Raw genomic sequence first — 24024 nt, forward strand, 5'->3', positions numbered from 1 at the left:
GTCAGTACGTCGGATCATTGCGAACGGTGTCGACGTCGATGCCCACCGCGCGAAGCCTGAATTTGGTGCTGTTGACCATGGATTCGCTGCCGACGACCTGGATGTCGTAGCCCGCCCAGTCCCCGAACGAGGTCACGACCTTTCCGACCTTGCCGACGATGCGCCTTGCCATGCCGATCGGCGGCAGCGGTTCCGGCTCGGTGTGCCACCACGGATTCTCGTCTTCTTCCGAGACCGGGATGATCGTGAGCCACGGGTGCTTCTCGGCCAGCTTCCACAGATGCGGAAGGTCGTAGAGATCGCACGGATGCTGTCCGGAGTAGAACAGTTGGACCTTGCGAGTGTTGCCGCGTCGGATCAGTTCGAGGATCTGAGCACGAAGAGGCGCGACACCTGTTCCCGACGCGATCATCAAAAGGTCCTTGGAGTTCTCCGGAATCCCCAGGGCGCCGATGGGCGAACCGACCACCCAGGTGTCACCGACAGCGGTTTGGTTCACCATGACCGGGCTGACCCACCCGCCGGTGACCTGACGAACGTGGAACTCGAGGACTCCAGTCCCGTCGTACGGCGTGGCCGGTGAGAGGTAGCGCCACATCCGCGGCCTCGCGGCGACCTGCACGCTGACGTACTGACCGGCGCGGTATTGCATAGTCTGGTCGAGTTGCAGCCTGACGACGGCGACGCCCTTGATGACCGGGCGGCATTCGATGACGGTGGCACTCCAGGCGGGCGGGCCGTCCTCCGCGTTGGCGGCGTCCATCATCGCTGCCGAGATGATCGCGAGCGCGTTGCGCCATGCGCTGTCGACCTCGTCGGTCCACATTTCGGCGCCACCGAAAGTCTCGAGTGCTTCGATCAGGGCATTGCCGACTGCCGTGTAGTGCTCGTCGGTGACGCCGTACTTGCGGTGATCGCGGCCGAGTTGCGCGAGGTACTCGAGTATCGCGTCGGACTCGTCGAGGCGTTCGACGACGTGAGCGATAGCGCCGACAAGCCGGTCCCGCTGCACATCCATCGCTGCCGGAAAGAACTCCCGGGTTTCGGGCGATCGAGCGAACAGGATCGAATAGAAGGTACGGGCGAGCCGTTCCGGACCATCTTCTACCGCAGCGACGGATTTGAAGCTCGACCGGACCAGAGAGATTGCTTGCGAATCCACGCTCATCCTCGTCCCGACTAGACGCGGCAAGACCCGCCGCGGAATTTCGTCTGCAGCTTATGTCACAAATGTCTGACTCGTAAATCATTCTGGACAAGTGTCACAATGCGACCCCATTTCGCGGTGTGACCGTCCCTTTCTTATTCTTGCGTGCAAGATAAACAAGAGCTTCGACACTCTCAATCGCCGAGCTAACGTTCAGCGAAATCTCAACCAGCCAAACAGGAGTCGTGCCGTGGATTTTGTTCGACAGGACGAATTGCCCACCGATAGCGGGCTTACGTCCCAGATCGCCTCCACCACCCCGACGCTGACCGAGCTTCAACGTCGGGAACTCGAGTGCGTCGAATTTTTCGACTCTCCGGAACTGGGCCACCTCCCGACGTCTCGCCGGCGCGAGGCCTTGCGTGAGCTCCACCGGACCGGTACCTACACGCACACAGCGGAGGAATTGCTCGTCGGCGCCAAACTCGCCTGGCGAAACCACGCCAGGTGCGTCGGTCGCGCGCATTGGCGGACCCTCAAACTCATCGACGCGCGCGATGCCGTCACGGCTTCCGCTCTCGCAGAAGCGTGCTGGGAGCACCTGCGACTGTCGACCAACGGCGGCGCTCTGCAGTCCGTCGTGACGGTCGGGCCGCTTCCCCGCGAGGACGGCCAGGAGTACCGCATCCTCAGCCCGCAACTGATCCGCTACGCCGGCTACCGGCAACCGGACGGCACCATCCTGGGCGACCCGTGGCACGTCGATCTCACCGCTCAGGTCACCGCGATGGGATGGAAGGGCGCCGGCACGGCGTTCGACGTTCTCCCCGTGCTGATTTCGGTTCCCGACGAACCCCTGCAGTACTTCGACGTCCCGACCGACCTCGTTCTCGAGGTCGAGATCGAGCATCCCGAATACAGCTGGTTCGCTGATCTGGGGCTTAAATGGCATGCCGTTCCTGCGGTCTCGGACATGAACCTCGACATCGGCGGAATCGTTTATCCCTGCACACCGTTCAGCGGTTGGTACGTCAGCACCGAGGTCGGTGCACGCAACTTCAGCGACACCGATCGCTACAACATGTTGCCGACCATCGGGGCGATGATGGAGCTCGACATGAGCCACGACCGCACGCTCTGGAAGGACCGTGCACTGGTCGAACTGAACCGTGCAGTTATCCACAGCTACCGCAAGGCCGGCGTCATCATGGTCGACCATCACACTGTCGCAAAGCAATTCATCGATCACATCGCGCGTGAGGACAAGGCCGGGCGCAAGTGCCCGACCGACTGGTCATGGGTGAACCCGCCCATGTCCAGCTCGCTCACGCCGACGTTCCACCGCCTGTACGACGAGCCCGATCTCGACATCCGGCCCAACTTCGTGACAAAAAAGAAGAAGGGCACCGACCAAGGCCGGTGCCCCTTCCACAACTGATCGCACTCAGAAGGGGATCTGCCCCAATCCGACACCGACCACGAGCATCGTGATCGAGATCAGGCCTGCTCGCCACAGGACCTTCTTGTGGTGATCCGCCAGAGAAACACCGGCGAGCGTGACCAGCAGCAGGATCGCCGGGACCAGCGGACTCTGCATGTGCACGGCCTGCCCGGTGATCGAAGCGCGCGCCATCTCCACCGGTTCGATGCCGTACTGGGCTGCCGTCTCGGACAGCACCGGCAGCACACCGAAGTAGAACGCGTCGTTGGTCATGAAGAACGTGAGCGGAATGCTCAGGACGCCCGTGATGACGGCCAGATGCGGGCCCATCGCGTCGGGAATGACCTGGAGCAGCCACTCTGCCATCGCCTCGACCATGCCGGTTCCCTGGAAAACGCCGGTCAGCACCGCTGCTGCCAGGACCATCGCGACAACGGAGACGATGCTCGACGAATGGCGTGCGATTGCTTCGCCCTGATCCTTGACCGCCGGGAAGTTGACCGCGAGAGCGATCGACGACGCAATCATGAACAGCACCGGGATGGGCAGGATGTCCATCACGAGCACGACGAGAAGGATCGTCGTCAGCGCGGCGTTGAACCAGAGCAGCTTCGGTCGCAAGGTGTCCCGCTTGGGGTCGAGGCCGTCGATGAATCGTCCGGTGTCGCCGCCGTCGTCTTCGGAGTCGTTCGAGCCGCCGGTGCCGGCGCTACCGGTGCTGGAACTTCCACCGTTTCCGACCTTTTCGAGGATGCGCTCAGAAGTCAGGACCAAAGTCCCGATCCTGCGACGCTCCATGATCCCGAGGTGAATCGCGAATCCGAGCACCATGATCAGGCCGACGATCAACGACGGCACCATCGGGACGAACACGTCGGAGGGCGAGAGTCCCAGCGCGCTAGCCGCCCGCACGGTCGGGCCACCCCACGGAATGATGTTCATCGTCGCGTTGGACAAGCCGGCGATCACCGTCAGTACAACGGGACTGACACCGAGTTTGAGGTAGAGCGGCAGCAGCGCGGAGGTCACGATGATGAAGGTCGTCGAACCGTCTCCGTCCAGCGAAACCACCATCGCGAGCACCGCGGTGCCGACCACGAGCCGCATCGGATCGTCTCGCACCATCCGCAAGATGAGTTTGACCAGCGGATCGAAGAGGCCGACGTCGATCATGATTCCGAAGAAGATGATCGCGAAGAACAACAGCGCCGCGGTGGGTGCGAGCGACTTGATGCCGTCGGTGATCATGTCGCCGATGCCGAGGCCCGCTCCGGCGAGTAGCCCGAAGGCCACCGGCACCAGGGTCAGTCCCACCACCGGGGTCGCGCGTTTGGTGAGGATCAGGAACATGAACACCGCAACCATGAGGAAGCCGAGTGTGACGAGCATGATGAACTCCTTTTGTGCTGAGTTGCCGAGAAAAACGGCACGGCAAATCGAGCCGGTGGCCTTCGTGGAGATGAAACGAAACTTCGGTTGTGCTCAGTTGGTGCCGGGCGGAACGAGTGTCGCGTCGACGAACCGGGATTGTTCGGCGAGGAAGGCAGAGAACTCGGGTTCGGTGAGAACTGCGCTGTTCCAACCATTTCGGTCGGACAGCTCGTTCCACCGTGGACTTGCCGCCAGATCCCGCACTAAATTCTGTAAATGCTGACGCTGGTCGTCACTCAATCCGGGGGGCGCCATGAGACCCCGCCAGTTGGTGAACGTGACGTCGACGCCCGACTCCGCCATGGTCGGTGCATCCACCGCCGGAGTGCGCTCCGGCGAACTGACCGCAAGGACCCGAACCGTGCCTGCCGCAATCTGATCCAGGTACTCCCCGATACCGGTGGCGGCGACGTCGACCTGCCTGGTCAGCAGCGCCGGAAGTAGTTCTCCGCCGCCGTCGTAGATTCGGTAAGGGGACAGCGACGGATCGACGCCGACCGCCCGTGCGAACAGAAGGCGGAACAGCCCGTCCGGTCCGCCTTCACTCGAACCACCACCGATCGAGATCGACGACGGATCCGCCACCCAGGCCTGCGTCAGATCTGCCAGAGTTTTGTACGGCGAATCTGCCGGGACCAGTACAGCTTCCGGTTCTTCGACCAGTCTCGCGATCGGTGTCACGTCGGAAAGGGTGTGCTCGGACGGCAGTATCTCGAGCGAACCGAGAACGCCGAGTCCCATGACCATGAGTAGATCGGGATTTCCGCGTTCGAGAGCCAACCGGTTGAGTCCGACGATGCCACCCGATCCGGGCAGAACAACGACGTCGGCGTCGACGGTCCCTTCGTCGGCCAGTGCCTGCACCATGGTCCGGGCGGTCAGGTCGTAACCACCACCGGCCACCGAGGGCACCAGTACACGCAGTTCTTCGGAACTCTCACCCGCTCGACCACCGGCGAAGAAGGACTCGACCGGAGTGCATCCGGTCGAGAGCACAAGAGCCATCACGCAAGCACCGAGCAGGGCGATATGCCTGCTCAGTAGCTTCGATGTCCTCATGGCCTTGTCCTTGTCTGCTGGCTGTCTACTGGCTGTCTACTGGCTGTCTGCTGGTACCGCTGTGTGAACAGGTTTCATACTGACGCACTTTGTGACTGGGGTCACCATTGGGAAAGCAAATTGATTTGTGCTCATTGTGCTCACGAACAGCTGCTTTCCCGGCATCGAACTGAAGGCTAGGGTCTGGCTGGTGTCCTCAGGAAACGAGCAGGCCGAGCGAGAGCGCAAGTCGCCTCTGCGTGCGCGCCTGTTTCGGCGCCGGCACACTCTGGCGACCCAACTTCTCGAACTGCAACTTCTGATCGTCGTCGCAGTTCTCGTGTGTGTCACCGCCCTCTCCCTCGCTCAGTCGTCTGCGAGTTTCCAACGCGAGGAGGGACGTCGCGCACTCTCGGCAGCGGAATCACTCGCAGCCAATCCAGCGGTACGTGAACTACTCCCCCAGGCGCAGACTCGTCTCCGCTCCGGACTACAAGGTTCGGTCGACTCGGTGCGCGCCATCTCGGGCGTCACCTACGTCTCGCTTGCCGACGCCGACGGCAGTGTCGTCATTTCGACGCGTCCCGGCGATGTCGGCGTCGACGCACGTCAGACACAGGATCGGTCATGGACGGGTTTGGTCGACACCTCCTCCGGCAAGGCAGTGGAAGCGCACGTTCCGATTCTCGGCAGTGAAGGAGGGATCACCGGAACCGCGATCGTCGGCATCGAGTACCCCTCGATCTGGACGCGACTGCTGCAATCTGCACCGAACCTCCTGGTATACCTCGCCGTGGCCTCGCTTCTCGGGGGCGTCGGTTCGATCCTGTTGGCCCGCAGGGTCAAACGGCAGACCCTCGGCATGGAGGCCCGCGAGATCCTGGACCTGGTTCGCCAACGTGAGGCGATGCTGCGTGGCCTCAAGGAAGGTGTCATCGCATTCGACGCGCAGGGAAAAGTGGTGCTGATGAGCGACAGTGCCCACCAACTCCTCGACATCCCACGCGGGAGTGCCGGTAGATCTGTGCGGGACCTCGGTCTCGACGACCGACTCCAGAGTGTACTGACCTCCGGCACAACCGAATCCGATCAGTTGGTTCTTGTCGGAGATCGACTACTCGTCCTCAACACCGTCTTGATCGAATCGAAAGGCCGCACCATCGGGTCGGTCACCACCTTCCGCGACCGCACCGAATTGCGCTCCGTGGAAGAAGAACTCGACGTGACCAAAACCAGCACGGACGCGCTACGCGCCCACATCCACGAGTTCGACAATCAGTTGCACACCATTTCCGGCCTCATCCAGCTCGGCGAGTACGACGAGGTGGTCGGCTACGTCGAGGGCCTGACCATGGAGCGCGCACAGGTCAGTGCGGCCGTGACCGACAAGATCGCCGACGTCGGCACCGCCGCACTCGTGATCGCCAAGATAGGTGCCGCTGCAAAGGGATTGGTCACCGTGGAACTGACCTCGGACACGCACCTTGACTCGGTTGATCGCCGACTCGGCCGAGACCTCGTGACGGTGGTCGGAAACCTCGTCGACAATGCCGTCGACGCTGTCGGTGAGATGCCGGAAGCGTCGCGCCGCAAGGTTCGATTGTCGATTCGGGGCCGTGGCACCGCCGTCGAAGTGCGGGTCGAGGACGCCGGCCCCGGTATCGCGCCGGAGAATCGCGACAGGGTTTTCGGCCAGGGCTGGAGCACCAAGGGACAATCGAGCGACGGACACGGTTTCGGCTTGGCACTGGTACGCCTGACGTGTCGTCGACGCGGTGGCGACGTCACCGTGAGTAGTCGTTCGACAGAGGGCATCGAATGGACTGTCTTCACCGCAGTCCTACACGACGGAGAGGGCGCATGATCCGGGTACTGGTGGTCGACGACGACTTCATGGTGGCGAAGGTGCACAGCGGATTCGTCTCGCGGATAGACGGTTTCGAAGTGTGTGGCGTCGCCCATTCGGCCGAGGCCGCGCTGGCCGCAGTCGGTGAGTTCCAACCCGACCTGGTGCTTCTCGACGTCCACCTGCCGGGCACCACCGGACTCGATCTGATCGCCCCGTTTCGCGAGCTGGCACCGGAGCTGGATGTTCTTGTCATCACGAGTGAGCGCGAGGCCGGCTCGGTCAAGAAGGCGCTGCGCAGCGGCGTCGTGCATTACCTGATGAAGCCATTCACGTTCGAGGTTCTCCGTGAGCGTCTCGAGCGTTACCGATCGACATACGCGAATCTCGACAGCTCCGGCGAAGCAGAACAGACAGCAGTGGACGAGGCCTTCGGTGTGGCAGGTGGCGCGCCCGGGGCGTCGTCCCACAAAGGTTTGCCCAAGGGACTCAGTCCCGAGACCCTTCAGTTGGTCGAGACAGCTCTGCGAGACGACACCGAACCCGCCTCGGCAACAGACATTTCCGAGAGGGTCGGTATCTCACGCGCGAGCGCGAGGCGTTACCTCGAGTACCTCTACGAGTCCGGGCGGTCCACCACCTCACTGAAATACGGAGTGGTGGGCCGCCCGGAGCGTCGTTACGTCTGGAAACGCTGACCCTTCGCTACACGACGCTGGTTCCTAGACTGCGCGGGCGCTGGTCTCCCAGTACCGCGCGCGCAGTGCCTTCTTGTCCAGCTTGCCCAACGGCGTCAACGGGAGTGAATCCACGAAGTCGATGCTCTTGGGAGCGTGAACCGAACCCTTGGCTGCCTTCACCTTGTCGACCAGTTCCTCGGTGTCCACGGTCAGTCCGGCACGAAGCACCACGCAGGCCTTGACGGCTTCGCCCCACTTGTCGTCCGGCACACCGACTACCGCCACCGATGCGACGGACGGGTGCGCCGAGATCACGTCTTCGATCTCGCGCGGGAACACGTTGAAACCACCGGTCACGATCATGTCCTTCTTGCGATCGACGATGGACATGAACCCGTCCTTGTCCTTACGTGCGATGTCGCCGGTGTGCAGCCAACCCCCACGGAACGCCTCGGCGGTTTCGGCCGGCTTCTTCCAGTAGCCCTTCATGATCAGCGGGCCGCGCACGCAGATCTCACCGAGTTCTCCCTGCGGCACCTCGTTGAGGTCGTCGTCGAGCAACCGGACGTCGAGCCATGGCACGGGCCGCCCACAGGTAGCGAGGCGGGCCGGATCGTCGGCGACGTGTTCTTCCTTGCGCAGCACCGAGATTGTCATGCCGCACTCGGTCTGACCGTAGAACTGGAAGAAGATCTGCCCGAACTTCTTGATGCCCTCTTGCAATCTGGCCGGGGACATCGCGGACGCTCCGTAGAACAGCGTCTGCAAACTCGATACGTCACGCTTGGGCAGATCGGGGTGGTCCATGAGCATGTAGATCATGGTGGGCACCAACATGGTTGCCGTGATCTTGTGCTTCTCGATCGCCTCGAGCACGGCCCCCGGTTCGAAGGCGGGCAGGACGATCAGAGCGCCGCCGCGCAGCAAAGTCGGGATGAAGAACGCCGCGCCTGCATGTGAGAGTGGCGTGCAGATGAGAAAGCGGTTGTCCTCGGGCCACTGCCACTCCGACATCTGGATCTGATTGAGCGCTGCACCCGAACGGAACGATCCCACAACACCTTTGGGCTTTCCGGTCGTTCCACCGGTGTAGACCATGCTGCTGGCGTCTTCGGCATCGACGTGCGCTGCCTTCAGCGGCGCAGGCTCGAATGTGGCAGCCAGCGCGAGGATGTCGATCCCCACTTCGGACGGGCCCATCGAGAGCACGTTGGTCAGCGAAGGCGACGACGCCTTCAACTCGGCGGCACGCTCTTCGAAGGCGTTGGGATCGAAGATGAGGGTCTCGATCTCGGCGTCGTCGACGATGTACTTGTGGTCGTCGAGCGATCCCATCGGGTTCAGGGCACTCGCCCGGCAGCCGGTGATCATGGTCGCGCCCATGCTGATCAGCACCTCGGGGCGGTTCTTCGACAGCATCGCGGTGCTGGTGCCCTGAGTGATTCCCAGCGACACGAGAGCCTGGGCGAAGCAGCTGATCTGATCGCGCATCTGCCCTCCGGTAAGGATCACGTCTCCGAGGTACAGCGCAGGCTTGTCGTGATTGCGTTCCAGAGCGGTGATGAGCAGGTCCGGACCGTATACCGGTCGGTGCAGGTCAGCGAACTCGTCTGTCATCTGGTCTTCCTTCTGCTCGGCGCGTGCAGTCATCGAGATGTGCTCCCGGTCACGGATACGATATCCAGAATTGCACAAAACTGGAACAGGTTCCACCTCTTCGATCGAATCCGAGAATGCTCCCGATCAGCGGGAAGCCTGTCGTCACCCACGAGAGCGGTGGTTAGCGTCGATGTACCCACCGAGACGACAGCGTCTCGGTCGCGTCCAACGGAGAGTGTCATGACTACCAACCTCGGTACCGCCCACTTCACGGCATCTGCTCCCCGTACGTCCACCACGCTCCTCTCGGATTTCGACTCGCTGTACCGCACCGTGCGCTCGGCACCCGACGGGTCCGTCGTCGAACAGGACGTCGTGTTCTTCGGGCGCCCTGACCCGGGCGCACTGCTCACCGGATCCGTGAGGCCGCTGGGCTCGACTCTCGAGCGGATCACCGAATACCACGACCAGACCGGGCATCTGGTTGCCGAGGTCTTCGTCCGGGAAGCCCCGACAGCGGGCACCGGAACCGATTCCGTTGCTGCCCTTGCCGATTTCGCCGCTCGTCGTTACGGCTCGGCGTCGCTACGACGGTTCCGCGGACGTTGCACCGCAACTTCCGCGGGAGCAGATCTGAACTGCTCCGTGACGGTGCTCGCTACGTACGAGAAGGACCACGAGAGCGTCGCCGACGTAGCTCTGGTCGCCACCGATCCCACCGGGGTCGTCACCGCTCGGGCCTGGGCGACTTACGCGATCGACGATGTGGCGACACTCGCGAGCTGAATCTCTGCAGGTCACCGAGCGGGTGTTCCATCCAGCGGGAACTGCCGTATCTCCAGCGGACGCTTCGTCGTTGTATGAGACGGATCACATCACTGGAGCGTCGCAAGACGCGGCTCGGAGGAAGACATGGCACTCGGAACCGGCCCACTCACCACTACGGACGCCCCGACGCAGTCGGGCGCCGGCGAGGAAATTCGAGAAATCGAAGCGGCAGCGCCTCCCGCGCGGTTCGCACGTGGATGGCACTGCCTCGGACTGAGCAATACCTATCGCGACGGTCAGCCCCACCAGATCGAGGCATTCGGCACCAGCCTTGTCGTCTTCGCCGACAGCAAGGGCGACATCAAGATTCTCGACGCCTACTGCCGCCACATGGGTGGCAACCTCGCTCACGGAACCGTCAAGGGCGATTCGATCGCCTGCCCGTTCCACGACTGGCGTTGGGGCGGTAACGGAAAATGTACGGCGATCCCCTACGCACGACGCGTTCCGCCGCTGGCCAAGACGCGGGCGTGGACCACACTCGAGAAGAACGGTCAGCTGTTCGTCTGGCACGATCCCCAGGGAAATCCCCCGCCCGCCGAGGTCACGATTCCCGACATCGAGGGCTTCGGAAGCGATGAGTGGAGCGACTGGAGCTGGAACACGCTCACCATCGAAGGCTCTCATTGCCGCGAGATCGTGGACAACGTCGTGGACATGGCCCACTTCTTCTACGTTCACTACTCGTTCCCCAAGTACTTCAAGAACATCTTCGAAGGTCACGTAGCGAGCCAGTACATGGAATCGGTGGGACGTGAGGACATCATCAGCGGCACCAACTACGGCGATCCCAACGCTGTTCTTCGTTCGGATGCTTCGTATTTCGGTCCGTCGTACATGATCGACTGGATCAAGAGCGAAGCCAACGGGCAGATCATCGAAACTGTATTGATCAACTGCCACTACCCCATTTCGAACAATGCCTTCGTGTTGCAGTACGGCGCGATGGTCAAGAAGCTTCCCGGTATGGACGACGAGTCCACTGCCGCGATGGCCGCGCAGTTCACCGAGGGCGTCGAGATGGGATTCCTTCAGGACGTGGAGATCTGGAAGAACAAGGCCCCGATCGACAACCCGCTGCTCTCGGAGGAGGACGGCCCGGTTTACCAGTTGCGGCGCTGGTACAACCAGTTCTACACCGATGTCGAGAACGTCACGGAAGACATGACGAAGCGCTTCGAATTCGAGATCGACACTACCCGCGCAGTGGAGAGCTGGAAGCGGGAAGTCGCCGAAAACGTTGCCGCACGTGACGCCCAGGCGCTCGAGACAACCTCCTGATTCGCAGTCGAAAATACTGCTGAGACAACCTGACTGAACGCAAGGAACAACATGACGTACGAAGTGCTCGAACAGATCAACGCGATGGCCGACGACATCTTCGCCGAAGGCATCGAGGCCGAGCGGATCGGCCGGGTGGCCGACGACACCGCCAAGAAGATGAAGGCAATCGGTTCCATCCGCATGCTCCAACCCAAGGAACACGGCGGAATGGAGGCGCATCCTCGCGAGTTCGCCGAGACCGTGATGCGCATGGCTTCGCTCAATCCCTCGGCCGGCTGGGTACACGGGATCGTCGGAGTTCACCCGTGGCAGCTCGCGTTCGCCGATCCCAAGGTGCAGCAGGAGATCTGGGGATCGGATCCCGACACCTGGATGGCATCGCCGTACATGCCCGGCGGAATGTGTATCCCCACCGACGGCGGCTACAAGTTCTCCGGCCGCTGGCAGTTCTCTTCCGGCACCGACCATTGCGACTGGGCATTCCTCGGTGCGATGGCGTGCGACAAGGACGGCAACATGGAGATGCCGCCGCGCATGCTCCATGTGATCATTCCGCGCACCGACTACGAGATCATCGAAGACTCGTGGGATGTCATGGGACTTCGCGGCACCGGCTCCAAGGACCTCGTGGTCAAGGATGCGTACGTCCCCGATTACCGCGTCATGGACTGCGACGAGGTCATCGACGGAACGGCGGTGCGCAAGTACGGTCGCACCGAGACGCTGTACCTGATGCCGTGGTCGAACATGTTCCCCCTCGGTATCACCGCCGCCACCATCGGCATCTGCGAGGGAATGCTCTTCCACGCCAACGAGTACCAGGCCGATCGCATCAACGCACAGGGCACGGCGGTCAAGGACGACCCCTACACCTTGTTCGCCATCGGTCAGGCAACTGCCGACATCCGGGCGGCCCGCGACACCCTGCTGGCCAACGTCGACCGCATGTGGGATCGAGTGGACGCTGGCAAGGAAGTGACCTTCGAGCAGCGCGCCGAGGGACGCCAGACTCAGGTGCAGGCCGCCTGGCGCGCAATCAATGCAATCGATCAGGTCTACCCGCGCTGCGGCGGCAACGCACTGCGGATGGACAAGCCACTTCAGCGATTCTGGCGCGACGCTCACGCGGGACAGCACCATGCAATTCACGTGCCGGGCACCGTATTCCACGCCGCCTCGCTGAGCCGTCTCGGCGCAGATCCGCAGGGTCCGCTGCGGGCGATGATCTGATCAGACTTCGACACAAGAAATCGACAGGAACAGAACACGATGACACACACTGACATCAAGGGACTTGGCTACGTCAAGATCTCGACCAACGACATGGCACGTTGGCGCACTTTCGCTTTCGATGTTCTCGGATTCGCCAAGGGCAGTGGGCCGGACGAGAACGCTCTCTACCTACGACTCGACGAGCGTGCTGCTCGCATCGTCGTCGTCGAGGGTGAGCGCGACGAGATCGTCAACATCGGTTGGGAGGTCGCCGATCACGCCGCACTGCGCCGCGTTCAGGAGTCCCTCGAAAAGAACGGCACCGAGGTGGAGCAGCTTTCGCTCGCCGAAGCGGATGCTCGACGGGTCGAAGAGGTCATCGCCTTCACCGATCCCGGTGGAGCAGCCATCGAGGTCTTCCACGGCGCGATCCTCGACCACAGCCCCGTGGTGACGCCCTTCGGCGCTCGATTCGTCACCGGCGCACAGGGTCTCGGCCACGTCGTGCTCCCGGTGATGGACAGTGCTGCGAGCTTCGACTTCTACACCGAGGTGCTCGGCTTCTACCCGCGCGGCGCCTTCCGCCTGCCGGCCCCGCCCGAATTCGGGCCGCTGCGAATCCGTTTCATGGGCGTCAACGAGCGTCACCACAGCTTGGCCCTGTGCCCGGCACCGCACGGCGGCGCACCCGGCCTGATTCACATCATGGTCGAGGTCGACACCCTCGACGCTGTCGGCCAGGCTCTCGACCGAGTGATGAAGGACGGATTCTCCGTGTCGTCGACCTTGGGTCGCCACACCAACGACAAGATGATCTCCTTCTACGTCCGCGCACCCGGCGGCTGGGACATCGAGTTCGGCACCGAGGGCGCGAAGGTGGATCAGGACTCGTACTCCTCCGAGGAGATCACCGCTGACAGCTACTGGGGCCACGACTGGTCCGGAAGCGAACCGCTGGCAGCTATGTAGTACCTGCCGGTGACGATGTAGTACCCGCCGGTAGTAAACAGACGAAGGGGCTTGCGCGAGCATTCGCGCAAGCCCCTTCGTCGTTTCCACCGTGACGCGCCCGAAAACAGACCGGTGATCCACTTCACAAATCCGGAACTCTATGACACTATTTCTAATTGAAATAGCCAGTTCACTGGTTGTGGAGCTCTAAGAGAAGTGAGGTACACGATGACACTGCAGGCTGTGGATGCTTTAGGCGCCGATTCGGCCCCGACAGCAATTCTCGATCGCGTCTCGCTGGTTCTCGACGCCTTCGACGGTCCCGGCAGGTTGACGCTCGCTCAGGTCGTTCGGAGCACGGGCCTGCCACGCTCGTCTGCCCACCGCATGCTCGAACGTCTCGTCTCGATGCGTTGGCTGCGCCGCGACGGCCGCGACTACGAACTCGGTATGCGCCTCGTCGAACTGGGATCGCTCGCGGTTCATCAAGACCGCCTCCACGCTGCAGCCATGCCGCTCCTCCACGAGCTCTACCGCGTTACCGGCTTCGTGGTTCACCTCGGCATCCTCGACGGGCCCGATGTGGTCTACATGGAGAAGATCGGCGGACGCCTCGCTGCCGCGGTGCCGACGCGTGTGGGTGGTCGACGCCGGGCCGAGACCACCGCGATCGGTCAGGCACTGCTTGCATTCGGTTCGCCGAAGTCCTCGGGCTACGCACTGCCCCACCTCGCCAGGATTCGCGAATCAGGGGTGGCATTCGAAACCGGAAACGGCCTACCGGGATTCAGCTGTCTCGCGGCACCGATCGGCCCCATCGGCCGCGCTGTTGCCGCGGTATCCATCTGCGCGCCGTCGAAGGCTCTCCGACTCGACCACGTCAGCGCAGCGCCGGTTCGGATGGCGGCCGCTGCCATTTGGCGCGGCATCGACGGCGGATCGCTGAGCGTCACTCCGACGTTGCAGCGTCGTCACCTGTTGCGCAACATGCCGACCGCAGCCGGGGCCTGACTCAGATATTCGAGCCGTTGCCGGTGAGCCCGGCTTGCTCGAGTGCCAACACGTATTCCTCGACGTTCTTCCATCTGCCGGGCGTCGAGGGCAACGGCGATCCCAGTCGGTCGTGCTCGGCGACGTTCGCGAACTCGGCGGATGCACGATCGATGTCTTCGAGTAGTTCGCGAGCAAGGTCGATCTCGGCTCGGAAGTACCGTTCCGACCAGCGCAGTGTCATGACCGGGAACGACCAGGCCGGCTCGTTCTCGGCATGATCTGCGTGAAGTTTCGCGCGTCGAATTTGCTCTTCGACGTTGGCGATATGGGCTTCGACCAGTGCCTTCAGTCGCTCGGGTTCGTTGAGGTGTCCCATCCACAGACGCAACATGACGCCGTGCTTGAGCACCGGGACTTCCACCGGCGCCTCCCGTGACCACGTCCGGACTGCGTCGGTTCCTGATTGGGTGATCGAGTAGAGGCGCTTGCCCCGCACCCCGGGCTCGGAGACGACCCGGGACTCCACGAATCCGATGCTTTCGAGCTTCTTCAGCTCTGCGTAGACCTGGCTGATGGACGGGCTCCAGTAGAAGAAGCCGACACTCCAGTCGGCCCACTTCTTCAAATCGTTTCCGGTCAGTTCCTCCCCGAACGTCAGCATCCCGAGCACTGCCCAGCTGGTAGCGGGAAGTCCTCGGGACACGTCATCAGGTTCGGACATGCCCGAAGTCTAACAATCACTGGTGATTTGCTGGTTTCGTAGAATCCGAACGGACCGCTGAGCGGGATCAAATTTGCCCGAGACCCCTCCACCTGACACTCGGTCGGTCCGAACACGTGGCGAGAAGCCATTGCTGCCATTGAGTGGGACTGCCGCTGGATTACGACCGCGGCGCCACACATCGTTGCTTCTGAAGCTGTTTGCAGAGTTTTGAACAGAGATTTGAACAAGGAGACGACATGACCGTGGAAAACGCCGAGCCGCCAGTTCTGGACGGACGCACACTTCGCAACGTGATGAGCAATTTCTGCACTGGCGTCACCGTCATCACCGCTCACGATGGAGACTCACCCCTCGGCTTCACCTGCCAGTCTCTGGTCTCGGTATCGCTCGATCCCCCCTTGCTTTCGTTCTGCCCGGCGAAGACGTCGACAAGTTGGCCGAAGCTTCGCGAATCCGGAACTCTCTGCATCAATGTTCTCGCCCACGATCAGCAGGACATGTGTTCGGCGTTCGCTCGCGGCGGGACCGACAAGTTCCTCGGCGTCGAGTGGGACGCGGCCGGCAACGGTGCTCCGGCGCTCAGCGGCGCACTCGCTCGCATCGAGGCCACCGTCGAGCAGGAGCACGACGCCGGTGATCACACCATCGTCGTCGCACGAATCACCGATCTGAACGTGCTGCGCCACGATGGTCCGCTTCTGTTCTACCGCGGCGGCTTCGGACGCTTCGACGCCTGAATTTCTTGCGGGCCGTCCCGCTGCGTGGGAGATTGCGACGCCGAATCGAGACGGCACCGATAGCGTCCGAAGTAGTTGTCAGACCCTGAACTTCTCGACTGATCGGACTAACTCGATGACCACTCTCGAACCAGACACCACGGCCGCGATCACGGCGACGGTTACCACCTACCTCGACGCCGTGGCTCGCGGATCGTCAGCGGACATCGCCGCCCTCTACGCCGAGAACGCGACACTCGAAGACCCGGTCGGCAGCGAACCCCGTGTCGGCAAAGCGGCGATCACCGAGTTCTACGGCGCTCTCGAGGGCGGTTCGCAAGAGACGGAGCTTCTCACCTTGCGGGTGAGCGGATCCAGCGCGGCCTTCCACTTCCGCGTCGTCACACCGGTGGGCGATCAGGTCTACGAGGTCGAACCGATCGACGTCATGACTTTCGACGCGGACGCCAAGATCACGAGCATGCGCGCGTTCTGGTCACCGGCCGATCTGATTGCACGCTGATGCGTCAGGTCAGCTGTCGGAACTGCGGAAACCGCGTTCTGGTCGAGAAATACAGCGAAGCGCACACCAGCGTTCAATGGCTCGAAGAGTCGCAAGTGGTGTGCCCGGAACTGGGGCGTGAGAACGGTCGAGCCAACGCTCAGCGGACGTGTGGCGCTCTGCGTCAGACGATCAACGACCTTGCCGATGCCGGTGAGCTGGAGATGAGCCTGCGCAGCTACCCGGTGCCGGGCAAGCTGTCCTGAACGCTACCGCGTAGGACTTCGGCGAACGTGCGCGCCGATTCCAAGTCGTCGGCGTTCGGCCGCCCCTTCCGGATACCTCCGAACGGCTTGAACGGAAAATACGTATCCCACGCGCGGGACGAGAAGGCTGCGACCACATCGAAGCCCTTCTGCTCGAGCAGCTGAACCAGTGGACGCGAGAAGCGATGAATCCCCTTGTCGGGAAAACCACTGGTGGCGAAGACAAAAGCCTTGGATCGCCGTTCTTCGGGGAGTGCCTCGATGAACGAGCGTAGGTCTTCGTGGTACGAGCGTAGGTAGATGCCGGAGCCGAAGCCCACGAGGTCGTAGTCGGCGAGCTGCGCGGCGTCGATGTCACCGGGCTCGACCACGCGAGCATCGAGAACTTCTCCGATGACGTCGGCGATACGCTTCGTATTGCCATGGGAGACAGAGGTACACACGATGATTGCCTTCATCGACTGCCTTCTTTCGTCGCTGTGTGTGGGACGCCATCTACGTTCTCGCGCAGGTAGATCCAGGTGATGAATCCCCCGCAGATTGCAAAAATCACGGCGACAACCGAATATGCGTCGAGCGGAAGCCCAGTCCAGATCAAGCCTGCAACAAGGACCATCGCACCAACAGCCAGACCTGCCGATACTTCCTTGGACATACGCATCCCTCCCCTGGTTCATCACTGACAGTTCCAGGATAGAGGTACCAGCGAAGCTACGGACAGCCGTGACGGTGGGGAATGATGCCGGTATGTCAGCACGATTGAAAGGACGTAGGCGCGCGGTCAACGCTTTGCTCGTCGACGTCGAACAATGGGCCGATGAACACGACGGAGTCAAGGCTCTAGCGCTGGTCGGGTCCTACGCGCGCGGCGCGGAGCGTATGGCGAGTGATCTTGATCTGATGATCCTGGCCGACGACGCGAACGCGCTCGCAAATGAAGACTGGTTCGTGCGGCTCCGCCCCGACGCGCGATTCATCGGAGTCGCAAACTGGGGGCCAGTTCGAGAACGACGCTTCCGCCTACGGTCCGGCCTCCTCGTCGAGCTGAATTTCGCGAGCGAGAGCTGGGCGGACGTTCCGCTCGACGCGGGTACTCGACGTGTTCTCGAAGACGGTCACCGAATCCTGTACGACACTGGGCCTCTTCGTGTCGCTGCGAGTGCTGTAGGAATTGATCGATGAGCACCGCGTCGGTCTTCGAAACCTTAGCCGCCGAAATATCCGCGTTGCGCGGCTCGCCTCTCGTCTCGATCGACGGTGTCGATGGGAGCGGCAAGACAACCTTCGCTAAAAGCCTTACAGCGCAGCTGAATGCACGCCCCGTCATCGTCATTCACGTCGACGACTTCCTCAATCCGCCGGAGATTCGTCATCGCAGAGGTCGGCAATCGCCGGAAGGCTTCTGGCTCGACAGCTACGACTACGACGCGCTCGAACGACATGTTCTCGATCCGTTGGGACGGGGCGGGAGCAGAAGGTACCGACAACGGCGGGACAGCGACCCGTACCTGCATGCAGCCGATGGAGCGATAGTCCTTGTCGAAGGACTCTTCCTGCATCGAGACGAACTCGCCGAACGATGGGACTATTCGATCTTCCTCGATGCGCCCTTCGAGGAGACCGCGCGGCGCATGAACCTTCGCGACGGAACGAACGCGGATCCGGATCATCCTTCGATGAACAGATATGTGGGCGGGCAACGGCTTTACTTCGCCGCTGCAAAACCCTGGACCCGAGCCGACTGCGTCATCGACAACTCCGACCCGGGCATGCCGCGCATCCACTCCTGATATCGCGTCGAGATCGCGAGCGATACTCGTATTCCGCCATCCCTCCCGGCCTGGGAATTCTCCCGAACGGTCGCGAGAAGTCGAGTAGGTTTTCTCAATGACGTCACCAACTGCCTCCCGCATCAGAACTCTGAACTGGATCGCATTCGGGATCGGGATTCTGCTGACTGCCCTCGCAATTTACGATCTCGTTCAAGGCGAGCGTTCAACCAGTGTATGGATCGCCGTTGTGTGTTGGCCGATTGTCGCAACACTCAGTGCGGTCCAGCTATTCAAGTCGAGGTCCAACAGCTGAGTACTTGATGTGCACCCACTGATCCTCAGGCGACTGTCCGGAACAGGCCTTCTCTCGCTCACCGGGAAGGCACGTATGAGGCGCCACCGTCCGACCATAGCTTTGTGACATGGACAACAACGTCGATGTCATTGTCATCGGATCGGGCGCTGCCGGATCCGCCGCAGCACTCCAAGCACACGCTGACGGCGCGTCGGTGGTGATTCTGGAGAAGAGTGGACGCGATGCCGCGGGTGGCAACACTCGACTGTCCGGCAGTGGATGGTTCGTCAACCAGGACCCTGCTGCCGCCCGCACCTTCCTGCGTTCGTTGAACGGATCGTTCACCGTTGCCGACGACGTCATCGACGCCTGGGCAGAGAATACGCAAGGACTGTCCGACTGGCTCCGCAGTCTGGGTGCAACTGTAGCGATGACCGGCGATTTCCATTCCACGGCGGAGTACGGCGAACTCGACGGAAGTTCTTGTTACGCGGGGATGGATACCATCGAAGGGAAGATGGGCAATGAACTTCTCTACCGCTTCCTCGTTTCCGCCCTCGCTGAACGCGACATCACAACCCTTTTCGACACCGAGGCCACCAGACTCTTGACGGATGAATCCGGAGCGGTGACCGGAGTCGAGATCCGTTCGGGTGAACAAACTTCGCAGATCCATGCGCGCCGAGGTGTCATCCTTGCCACCGGAGGTTTCGAAGCAAATCCGGCCATGGTGCGCGATTACCTACGCCTGGAGAATCCGAAGATCTGGGGCTCACCTTCGGCAACAGGCGACGGCCACCGGATGGCACAGGCAGTGGGCGCGGATCTGTGGCACATGAACAACATGATGACCATTACGGGAATCCCCGGCGACCTCGAAAATCCGACTGGATTCTTCCTCGCACTGTGGAACGCGCACAACTATGTGTTCCTCAGCCGGGAAGGTCGACGCTTCACCGACGAGTCAGCCGAAATGCGGCACGGTCATGTGTTCAGAGAGGGTTCCTACCAACACTTTCCGGTGCAACCGATGAACATTGTGTTCGACGAGACGATGAGGTTGGCCGGGCAGCTGAGCCCCGGTCGCGACGTACTGCCCGTCGGACACATGGTCCTCGACGAAGGGTACGAGTGGAGTTCGGACAATCAAGCCGAGATCGACAAGGGTTGGATCGTCAAAGCGGACACGCTTGCCGAACTCGCCGGGAAGCTCGGCTTGGACCCCACCGTCGTGGAAACGAGCGTGCACCGCTACAACGAGGCGTGCGCGGACGGCGTAGACCATTCCTTCGGCCGCAACCCGGAAACTTTGGCCCCGGTGGCAACCGCTCCGTTCTACGCCGTCTCCGGGCCGCCACTGCTGGGATGGAGTAGCGGTGGGCCGCGCCGCGACGGTCATTCCCGCGTCCTCGACACCGCCGGTAGCCCGATTCCGGGGCTGTATGCGGCGGGCGCAGTGAGTTCCACCTACAGCGCGGCGAAGGACGGTGGATTCCATATTGCCGACGCCTTCGCGTTCGGTCGTGTTGCCGGCGCCCATGCTGCCGCGCGCGCGACAGCGGGCGACTGAGTCACATCCGAGCGGCCTTGACCTCGTCGAAGAACGCGACGACGGCGGCTTCATTCTCCGGCGGAACGGTGAGCGATGCCCGTGGACCCGCTACCGCGATGGAGTCGTCGGCGAGCCGGTTTCCAATGGTGAGCTTCAATCCCGATTTCGACGGTTTCGCCTTCACTGCAATGTGTTCGACATGCCAGCGAGCCACTTCGCTCGTGCTCGCGGCGGTGCGGTCGAAGACCTCCACCGTGCGGTGGTCGAGGACCATGACGACGTTGGTCCCGACGGTGACTTCCAGATAGCGTCGTTCCGCCACGGTGTGCGCCTTTCGGTTAGGTGAAACCGACGCTACACACCGTGGCGGAACCCAGCGCGACAAACCTCAGCTATTCCAAACTTCAGCGGGACGAACTCCCCGCATCCACCGGCAGGGCGACCGACGTGATGTAACGGGCCTCGTCGGAGGACAGGAACAGTGCCGCATTCGCTACGTCCACCGGTTCGATCCACGGAATGGCAAGCATGTTCATCGTCATCGCCGCCGCAGCGAATTCCTCCCGCGTCGGGTTCTCGAGATCGGGGCGGAACTTGCCGCGCACCAACGGGTTCTGAATCATCGGAGTGTCGACGTTGGTGGGATGAACGGTGTTGACCCGCACGTTGTGCGGCGCCAATTCCTTTGCCAGCGAACGCATCAGACCAACGACTCCATGCTTGGCTGCGGTGTAGTGCGCAACTCCGACCAGCCCCCGCAGTCCGGCGATGGAACTGGTGAGTGTCATCGATCCCCCACCTCGCGCGATCAAGTGCGGCGCCGCAACCGTCGTGGTGTGCCACACCCCGGTCAGGTTCACGTCCAGCATGGTCTGCCACATCGTTTCCGACATCGTCAGAGCCCCGTCGGAAGACGTGATACCAGCTGTAGCGCACACGATGTCGAGTCCGCCGAGCGCTTCGACCCCCGAGTCCACCGCGCTGCGTAGTGCCTCGAGATCCCGAACGTCCACTACCGCAGATTCGACCTTTCGCCCCAGTGCCTCGATCTGGGCTACCGTCTCGGCGAGATCGGATTCCGACGCGGGCGGGGTGACTGTCGTTTCCACCGACGCGCACACGTCGATCGCGATGATGTCCGCACCCTCTTCGGCGAATCGCACGGCCTGAGCCCTGCCGATTCCTCGTGCCGCACCCGTGATCAGCGCGATCTTGCCTTCCAATCGAGAAGTCATCAATTCACACTTTCTGGGTCAGGCCGGCGTCGACCACCAACTGACAGCCGGTCATGTAGCGGGACTCCGCGGATGCGAGAAACAGGACGGCATTGCTGACATCCACCGGATCGACCCAGGGAACAGGCAGCAGGTTGCGTGCGCTCAGTACTGCAGCGGCGTCTGCTTCCGTGGGATTCTCGATGTCCGGGCACAGGTTCGCGAACACTCGCTCGTTGATGATCATCGGGGTACGTACCGAACCCGGATGCACGGAGTTGACGCGAATACCCTCCGCGCCCAACTCGTTGGCCAGCGTTCTGGCCAGGCCCACCACGGCGTGCTTGGCGGCGCTGTAATGACTCGCTCCGGCAATACCTTTGATTCCCGCTGTCGAGCTGACCAGAACGACGGATCCACCGTCGCCGAAGTGCGGAACACAGGCCTTGACGGTGTGCCACGCCCCGGTCAGATTGACGTCGAGCGAGCGGTTCCACACTGCAGGATCGACGGTCCACGACGGTCCCGGCGTGTCGTACACGCCTGCATTCGCGACCACGACGTCCAACCCGCCGAGTCCGGCGACACAATCGGCGACTACTGCGGCGAGATCTTCGAAGTCACGAATGTCCGCGACGCCGGTGACCGCCACGCCTCCACGCTCGCGTACCGCCTGGGCGGTCTCCTCCAGCTCGGACTTTGCCTGCACGACATCCAACGCGATCACGGACGCGCCTTCGTCGGCGAGACGCTCGCAGTGTGAGCGGCCCATCCCGCCGGCCGCACCTGTCACCAGTACACGAAGACCCTCGAGGCGACTCATGCGTGCACCGCACTGTTCAGTTCGAAGCCTCGGTATCCCGCTGCTGCCACGTCTGCACAGATGTCGGAGTAGACACCGAATCCTCCGATGAATGGCATGAATATCCTCGGCTTTCCCGGAATGTTGGCTCCCATGTACCAGGAGTTCGCGGATGGAAACAGCGTCGCCGACGCCCGGCGTGAGCATTCGTCGAGCCAGTTGTCCACGGCTTCGGCACTCGGTTCGATGGTGTCGATGCCCGCCGAATCGAGGTGGTTGATCGCGCCCGCGATCCAGTCCACGTGCTGCTCGGCAGCGAGAATCATGTTGGACAGCACACTCGGGCTACCCGGCCCGGTGACGATGAACAGGTTGGGGAACCCGTGTACTCCGAGGCCTAGATACGTCCTTGGACCCGCATGCCAGTTCTCGCGCAACGTCTCGCCATTGCGGCCGCGGATGTCGATGCGATCGAGCGCTCCCGTCATCGCGTCGAACCCGGTGGCAAACACCAGCGCATCCAGTTCGTAGTGCGCATCGGCCGTCTTGATTCCAGCCTCGTCGATCGCCTCGATCGGTGCGGACTTGAGATCTACCAGGCTGACGTTGTCACGGTTGTAGCTCTGGTAGTAGTTCGTGTCCGTGACAATCCGCTTGGTTCCGATGGGGTGGTCGTTCGGAATGAGCAGGTCGGCGATCGCCTGATCCTGGACTTCCGAGCGAATCTTGCGTTCGGCAAACGCTGCCGCTGTCCCGTTGGCCTCGATGTTGCTCGTCTGGTCTGCGAAGGTCTTGGCGAACAGGACACCGCCGAGCTTCCACCGCTCCTCGTATGCCGCGATTCTCTCGGCCTCCGAGACCTCGAGGGCGCTGCGAGGATCTGAAACGAACGGCGATCCACCGCCACTGCGCTTGGACAGCGCTCGACGCTCTGCGTAGCCGGCCTTGATCTCGGCGCGGCGCTTGTCATCGAGAGGCGTGTTTCCTGCCGGCACACTGTAATTCGCGGACCGCTGGAAAACGTAGAGATGATCGGCCTGCTCGGCGATCAGCGGAATGGATTGGATGCCCGAGGATCCGGTGCCGATCACGCCGACTCGTTTGCCGGTGAAGTCGACGCCCTCGTGCGGCCAGAAACCGGTGTGGAACACCTCGCCACCGAAGGTCTCACGGCCCGCAATGTTCGGAACGTTTGCGGTCGAGAGGCTACCGGTAGCGCACACGACGAAGCGTGAGGTGACGTCGTGACCGCCGTCGGTCTGTACTCGCCACGTGGCAGTACCCTCGTCGAACTGTGCGCTCAGAACGCGTGTGTCGAAGGTGAAGCCAGTGCGTAGGTCGAAGCGATCAGCCACGTGATCGAGGTACGAGAGGATCTCCGGTTGCGCGGCGTACTTCTCGCTCCAGTCCCAATCCTGTTGCAGCTCTTCGGAGAACGAGTAGGAGTAGTCGAAACTCTCGACGTCACAGCGTGCGCCGGGGTAGCGGTTGAAATACCACGTGCCGCCCACTCCGGAGCCCGCCTCGAAGCCGTGGACACGCAGCCCCTGCTCGCGAAGTCGGTGCATGGCGTACATGCCAGCGACGCCGGCGCCGATGACTACGACGTCGAGTGGTGCGGTGGAGAAGTCAGGATCGGTCATGGTGGTCACGCTACGAGTGGACTGGTTGGTAGAGGAACGGGTTCTCCCGCTGGGTGGGCGGGCCCGGACGGGTTTGTCCGCCGATCGG

General features: G+C 62.2%; 25 protein-coding genes. 14 read left to right on the top strand and 11 right to left on the bottom strand.

Annotated features, from left to right (window positions below):
- Window position 1: 1 nt before the first annotated feature.
- Complete coding sequence (locus tag EEB12_RS08585; protein ID WP_029254742.1) at window positions 2-1162, bottom strand: globin domain-containing protein; 1161 nt, start codon at window positions 1160-1162, stop codon at window positions 2-4.
- Window positions 1163-1397: 235 nt separating this feature from the next.
- Between EEB12_RS08585 and EEB12_RS08590 the strand changes: the two genes are divergently transcribed.
- On the top strand, window positions 1398-2585 hold the full coding sequence (locus tag EEB12_RS08590) for a nitric oxide synthase oxygenase (RefSeq protein WP_020906627.1): 1188 nt from the start codon (window positions 1398-1400) through the stop codon (window positions 2583-2585).
- A 6-nt stretch (window positions 2586-2591) separates the two neighbouring features.
- Here the strand turns inward: EEB12_RS08590 and EEB12_RS08595 are convergent, their stop codons facing one another.
- Together EEB12_RS08595 and EEB12_RS08600 are read right to left on the bottom strand one after the other, a co-directional pair.
- Window positions 2592-3977, bottom strand: coding sequence for a CitMHS family transporter (locus EEB12_RS08595; protein ID WP_003944372.1), 1386 nt, complete (start codon window positions 3975-3977; stop codon window positions 2592-2594).
- A gap of 93 nt (window positions 3978-4070) precedes the next feature.
- Window positions 4071-5078 (bottom strand): Bug family tripartite tricarboxylate transporter substrate binding protein, encoded by a 1008-nt coding sequence (locus EEB12_RS08600; RefSeq protein ID WP_258537463.1) that lies wholly within the window; start codon window positions 5076-5078, stop codon window positions 4071-4073.
- 190 nt (window positions 5079-5268) lie between these two features.
- On the opposite strand from EEB12_RS08600, the gene EEB12_RS08605 reads away from it, so the two are divergent.
- Together EEB12_RS08605 and EEB12_RS08610 are read left to right on the top strand one after the other, a co-directional pair.
- The gene (locus EEB12_RS08605) at window positions 5269-6921 is read left to right on the top strand and encodes a sensor histidine kinase (protein ID WP_258537464.1); all 1653 of its coding nucleotides are present in this window, start codon (window positions 5269-5271) and stop codon (window positions 6919-6921) included.
- Complete coding sequence (locus EEB12_RS08610; RefSeq protein WP_021343236.1) at window positions 6918-7601, top strand: response regulator; 684 nt, start codon at window positions 6918-6920, stop codon at window positions 7599-7601. The genes EEB12_RS08605 and EEB12_RS08610 overlap by 4 nt, the downstream gene beginning before the upstream one ends.
- Before the next feature lie 24 nt (window positions 7602-7625).
- Here EEB12_RS08610 and EEB12_RS08615 read toward each other — a convergent pair whose 3' ends face one another.
- Window positions 7626-9200 carry an AMP-binding protein gene (locus tag EEB12_RS08615; RefSeq protein WP_141487880.1) on the bottom strand — a complete coding sequence of 525 codons (1575 nt, stop codon included), beginning with the start codon at window positions 9198-9200 and terminating at the stop codon, window positions 7626-7628.
- 222 nt (window positions 9201-9422) lie between these two features.
- On the opposite strand from EEB12_RS08615, the gene EEB12_RS08620 reads away from it, so the two are divergent.
- The 5 genes from EEB12_RS08620 to EEB12_RS08640 all read left to right on the top strand — a co-directional run bounded on the left by EEB12_RS08620 (window position 9423) and on the right by EEB12_RS08640 (window position 14468).
- Entirely contained in the window at window positions 9423-9968 is a 546-nt protein-coding gene (locus EEB12_RS08620) for a hypothetical protein (protein ID WP_141487626.1), read from the top strand.
- Between the two features lie 126 nt (window positions 9969-10094).
- The gene (locus EEB12_RS08625; RefSeq protein ID WP_141487627.1) at window positions 10095-11291 is read left to right on the top strand and encodes a Rieske 2Fe-2S domain-containing protein; all 1197 of its coding nucleotides are present in this window, start codon (window positions 10095-10097) and stop codon (window positions 11289-11291) included.
- A gap of 51 nt (window positions 11292-11342) precedes the next feature.
- Window positions 11343-12524, top strand: a complete 1182-nt coding sequence (locus EEB12_RS08630; RefSeq protein WP_019749417.1) for an acyl-CoA dehydrogenase family protein — start codon at window positions 11343-11345, stop codon at window positions 12522-12524.
- A gap of 39 nt (window positions 12525-12563) precedes the next feature.
- On the top strand, window positions 12564-13475 hold the full coding sequence (gene bphC / locus EEB12_RS08635) for a biphenyl-2,3-diol 1,2-dioxygenase (RefSeq protein ID WP_020968791.1): 912 nt from the start codon (window positions 12564-12566) through the stop codon (window positions 13473-13475).
- 210 nt (window positions 13476-13685) lie between these two features.
- A complete protein-coding gene (locus tag EEB12_RS08640; protein ID WP_020968790.1) occupies window positions 13686-14468 on the top strand; it encodes an IclR family transcriptional regulator in 783 nt (260 codons plus the stop codon).
- Window position 14469: 1 nt separating this feature from the next.
- On the opposite strand, the gene EEB12_RS08645 is transcribed toward EEB12_RS08640, so the two are convergent.
- Window positions 14470-15171 carry a PadR family transcriptional regulator gene (locus EEB12_RS08645; RefSeq protein WP_020968789.1) on the bottom strand — a complete coding sequence of 234 codons (702 nt, stop codon included), beginning with the start codon at window positions 15169-15171 and terminating at the stop codon, window positions 14470-14472.
- A gap of 239 nt (window positions 15172-15410) precedes the next feature.
- On the opposite strand from EEB12_RS08645, the gene EEB12_RS08650 reads away from it, so the two are divergent.
- The 3 genes from EEB12_RS08650 to EEB12_RS08660 all read left to right on the top strand — a co-directional run bounded on the left by EEB12_RS08650 (window position 15411) and on the right by EEB12_RS08660 (window position 16658).
- Complete coding sequence (locus EEB12_RS08650) at window positions 15411-15911, top strand: flavin reductase family protein (protein WP_020906617.1); 501 nt, start codon at window positions 15411-15413, stop codon at window positions 15909-15911.
- Between the two features lie 115 nt (window positions 15912-16026).
- Window positions 16027-16413 carry a nuclear transport factor 2 family protein gene (locus EEB12_RS08655; protein ID WP_020906616.1) on the top strand — a complete coding sequence of 129 codons (387 nt, stop codon included), beginning with the start codon at window positions 16027-16029 and terminating at the stop codon, window positions 16411-16413.
- Window positions 16413-16658 (top strand): hypothetical protein, encoded by a 246-nt coding sequence (locus EEB12_RS08660; protein WP_020906615.1) that lies wholly within the window; start codon window positions 16413-16415, stop codon window positions 16656-16658. Before EEB12_RS08655 ends, EEB12_RS08660 begins: the two co-directional genes overlap by 1 nt.
- Here EEB12_RS08660 and EEB12_RS08665 read toward each other — a convergent pair.
- Both EEB12_RS08665 and EEB12_RS08670 read right to left on the bottom strand, forming a co-directional pair.
- The gene (locus tag EEB12_RS08665; RefSeq protein WP_020906614.1) at window positions 16631-17116 is read right to left on the bottom strand and encodes a flavodoxin family protein; all 486 of its coding nucleotides are present in this window, start codon (window positions 17114-17116) and stop codon (window positions 16631-16633) included. The two genes, EEB12_RS08660 and EEB12_RS08665, sit on opposite strands and share 28 nt — an antisense overlap.
- A complete protein-coding gene (locus tag EEB12_RS08670; protein ID WP_020968788.1) occupies window positions 17113-17313 on the bottom strand; it encodes a hypothetical protein in 201 nt (66 codons plus the stop codon). Before EEB12_RS08670 ends, EEB12_RS08665 begins: the two co-directional genes overlap by 4 nt.
- A gap of 92 nt (window positions 17314-17405) precedes the next feature.
- Between EEB12_RS08670 and EEB12_RS08675 the strand changes: the two genes are divergently transcribed.
- The 3 genes from EEB12_RS08675 (at window position 17406) to EEB12_RS08690 (ending at window position 20295) form a co-directional block, all read left to right on the top strand.
- Entirely contained in the window at window positions 17406-17840 is a 435-nt protein-coding gene (locus EEB12_RS08675) for a nucleotidyltransferase domain-containing protein (protein WP_141487628.1), read from the top strand.
- Window positions 17837-18448, top strand: coding sequence for an AAA family ATPase (locus EEB12_RS08680; protein WP_141487629.1), 612 nt, complete (start codon window positions 17837-17839; stop codon window positions 18446-18448). The genes EEB12_RS08675 and EEB12_RS08680 overlap by 4 nt, the downstream gene beginning before the upstream one ends.
- 404 nt (window positions 18449-18852) lie before the next feature.
- On the top strand, window positions 18853-20295 hold the full coding sequence (locus EEB12_RS08690; RefSeq protein WP_141487630.1) for an FAD-dependent oxidoreductase: 1443 nt from the start codon (window positions 18853-18855) through the stop codon (window positions 20293-20295).
- Between the two features lies 1 nt (window position 20296).
- Here the strand turns inward: EEB12_RS08690 and EEB12_RS08695 are convergent, their stop codons facing one another.
- The 4 genes from EEB12_RS08695 to EEB12_RS08710 all read right to left on the bottom strand — a co-directional run bounded on the left by EEB12_RS08695 (window position 20297) and on the right by EEB12_RS08710 (window position 23936).
- Window positions 20297-20599 (bottom strand): hypothetical protein, encoded by a 303-nt coding sequence (locus EEB12_RS08695; RefSeq protein ID WP_060939123.1) that lies wholly within the window; start codon window positions 20597-20599, stop codon window positions 20297-20299.
- A gap of 82 nt (window positions 20600-20681) precedes the next feature.
- The gene (locus EEB12_RS08700) at window positions 20682-21512 is read right to left on the bottom strand and encodes a mycofactocin-coupled SDR family oxidoreductase (protein ID WP_030535958.1); all 831 of its coding nucleotides are present in this window, start codon (window positions 21510-21512) and stop codon (window positions 20682-20684) included.
- 4 nt (window positions 21513-21516) lie between these two features.
- Entirely contained in the window at window positions 21517-22314 is a 798-nt protein-coding gene (locus EEB12_RS08705; protein ID WP_141487631.1) for a mycofactocin-coupled SDR family oxidoreductase, read from the bottom strand.
- Window positions 22311-23936: a flavin-containing monooxygenase gene (locus EEB12_RS08710; RefSeq protein WP_031332015.1), complete on the bottom strand. Its 1626-nt coding sequence runs from the start codon at window positions 23934-23936 to the stop codon at window positions 22311-22313. The genes EEB12_RS08705 and EEB12_RS08710 overlap by 4 nt, the downstream gene beginning before the upstream one ends.
- Window positions 23937-24024 lie beyond the last annotated feature (88 nt).

It is taken from the genome of Rhodococcus sp. WS1 (assembly GCF_003797745.1).
In the GTDB taxonomy this organism is placed as follows: domain Bacteria; phylum Actinomycetota; class Actinomycetes; order Mycobacteriales; family Mycobacteriaceae; genus Rhodococcus_F; species Rhodococcus_F erythropolis.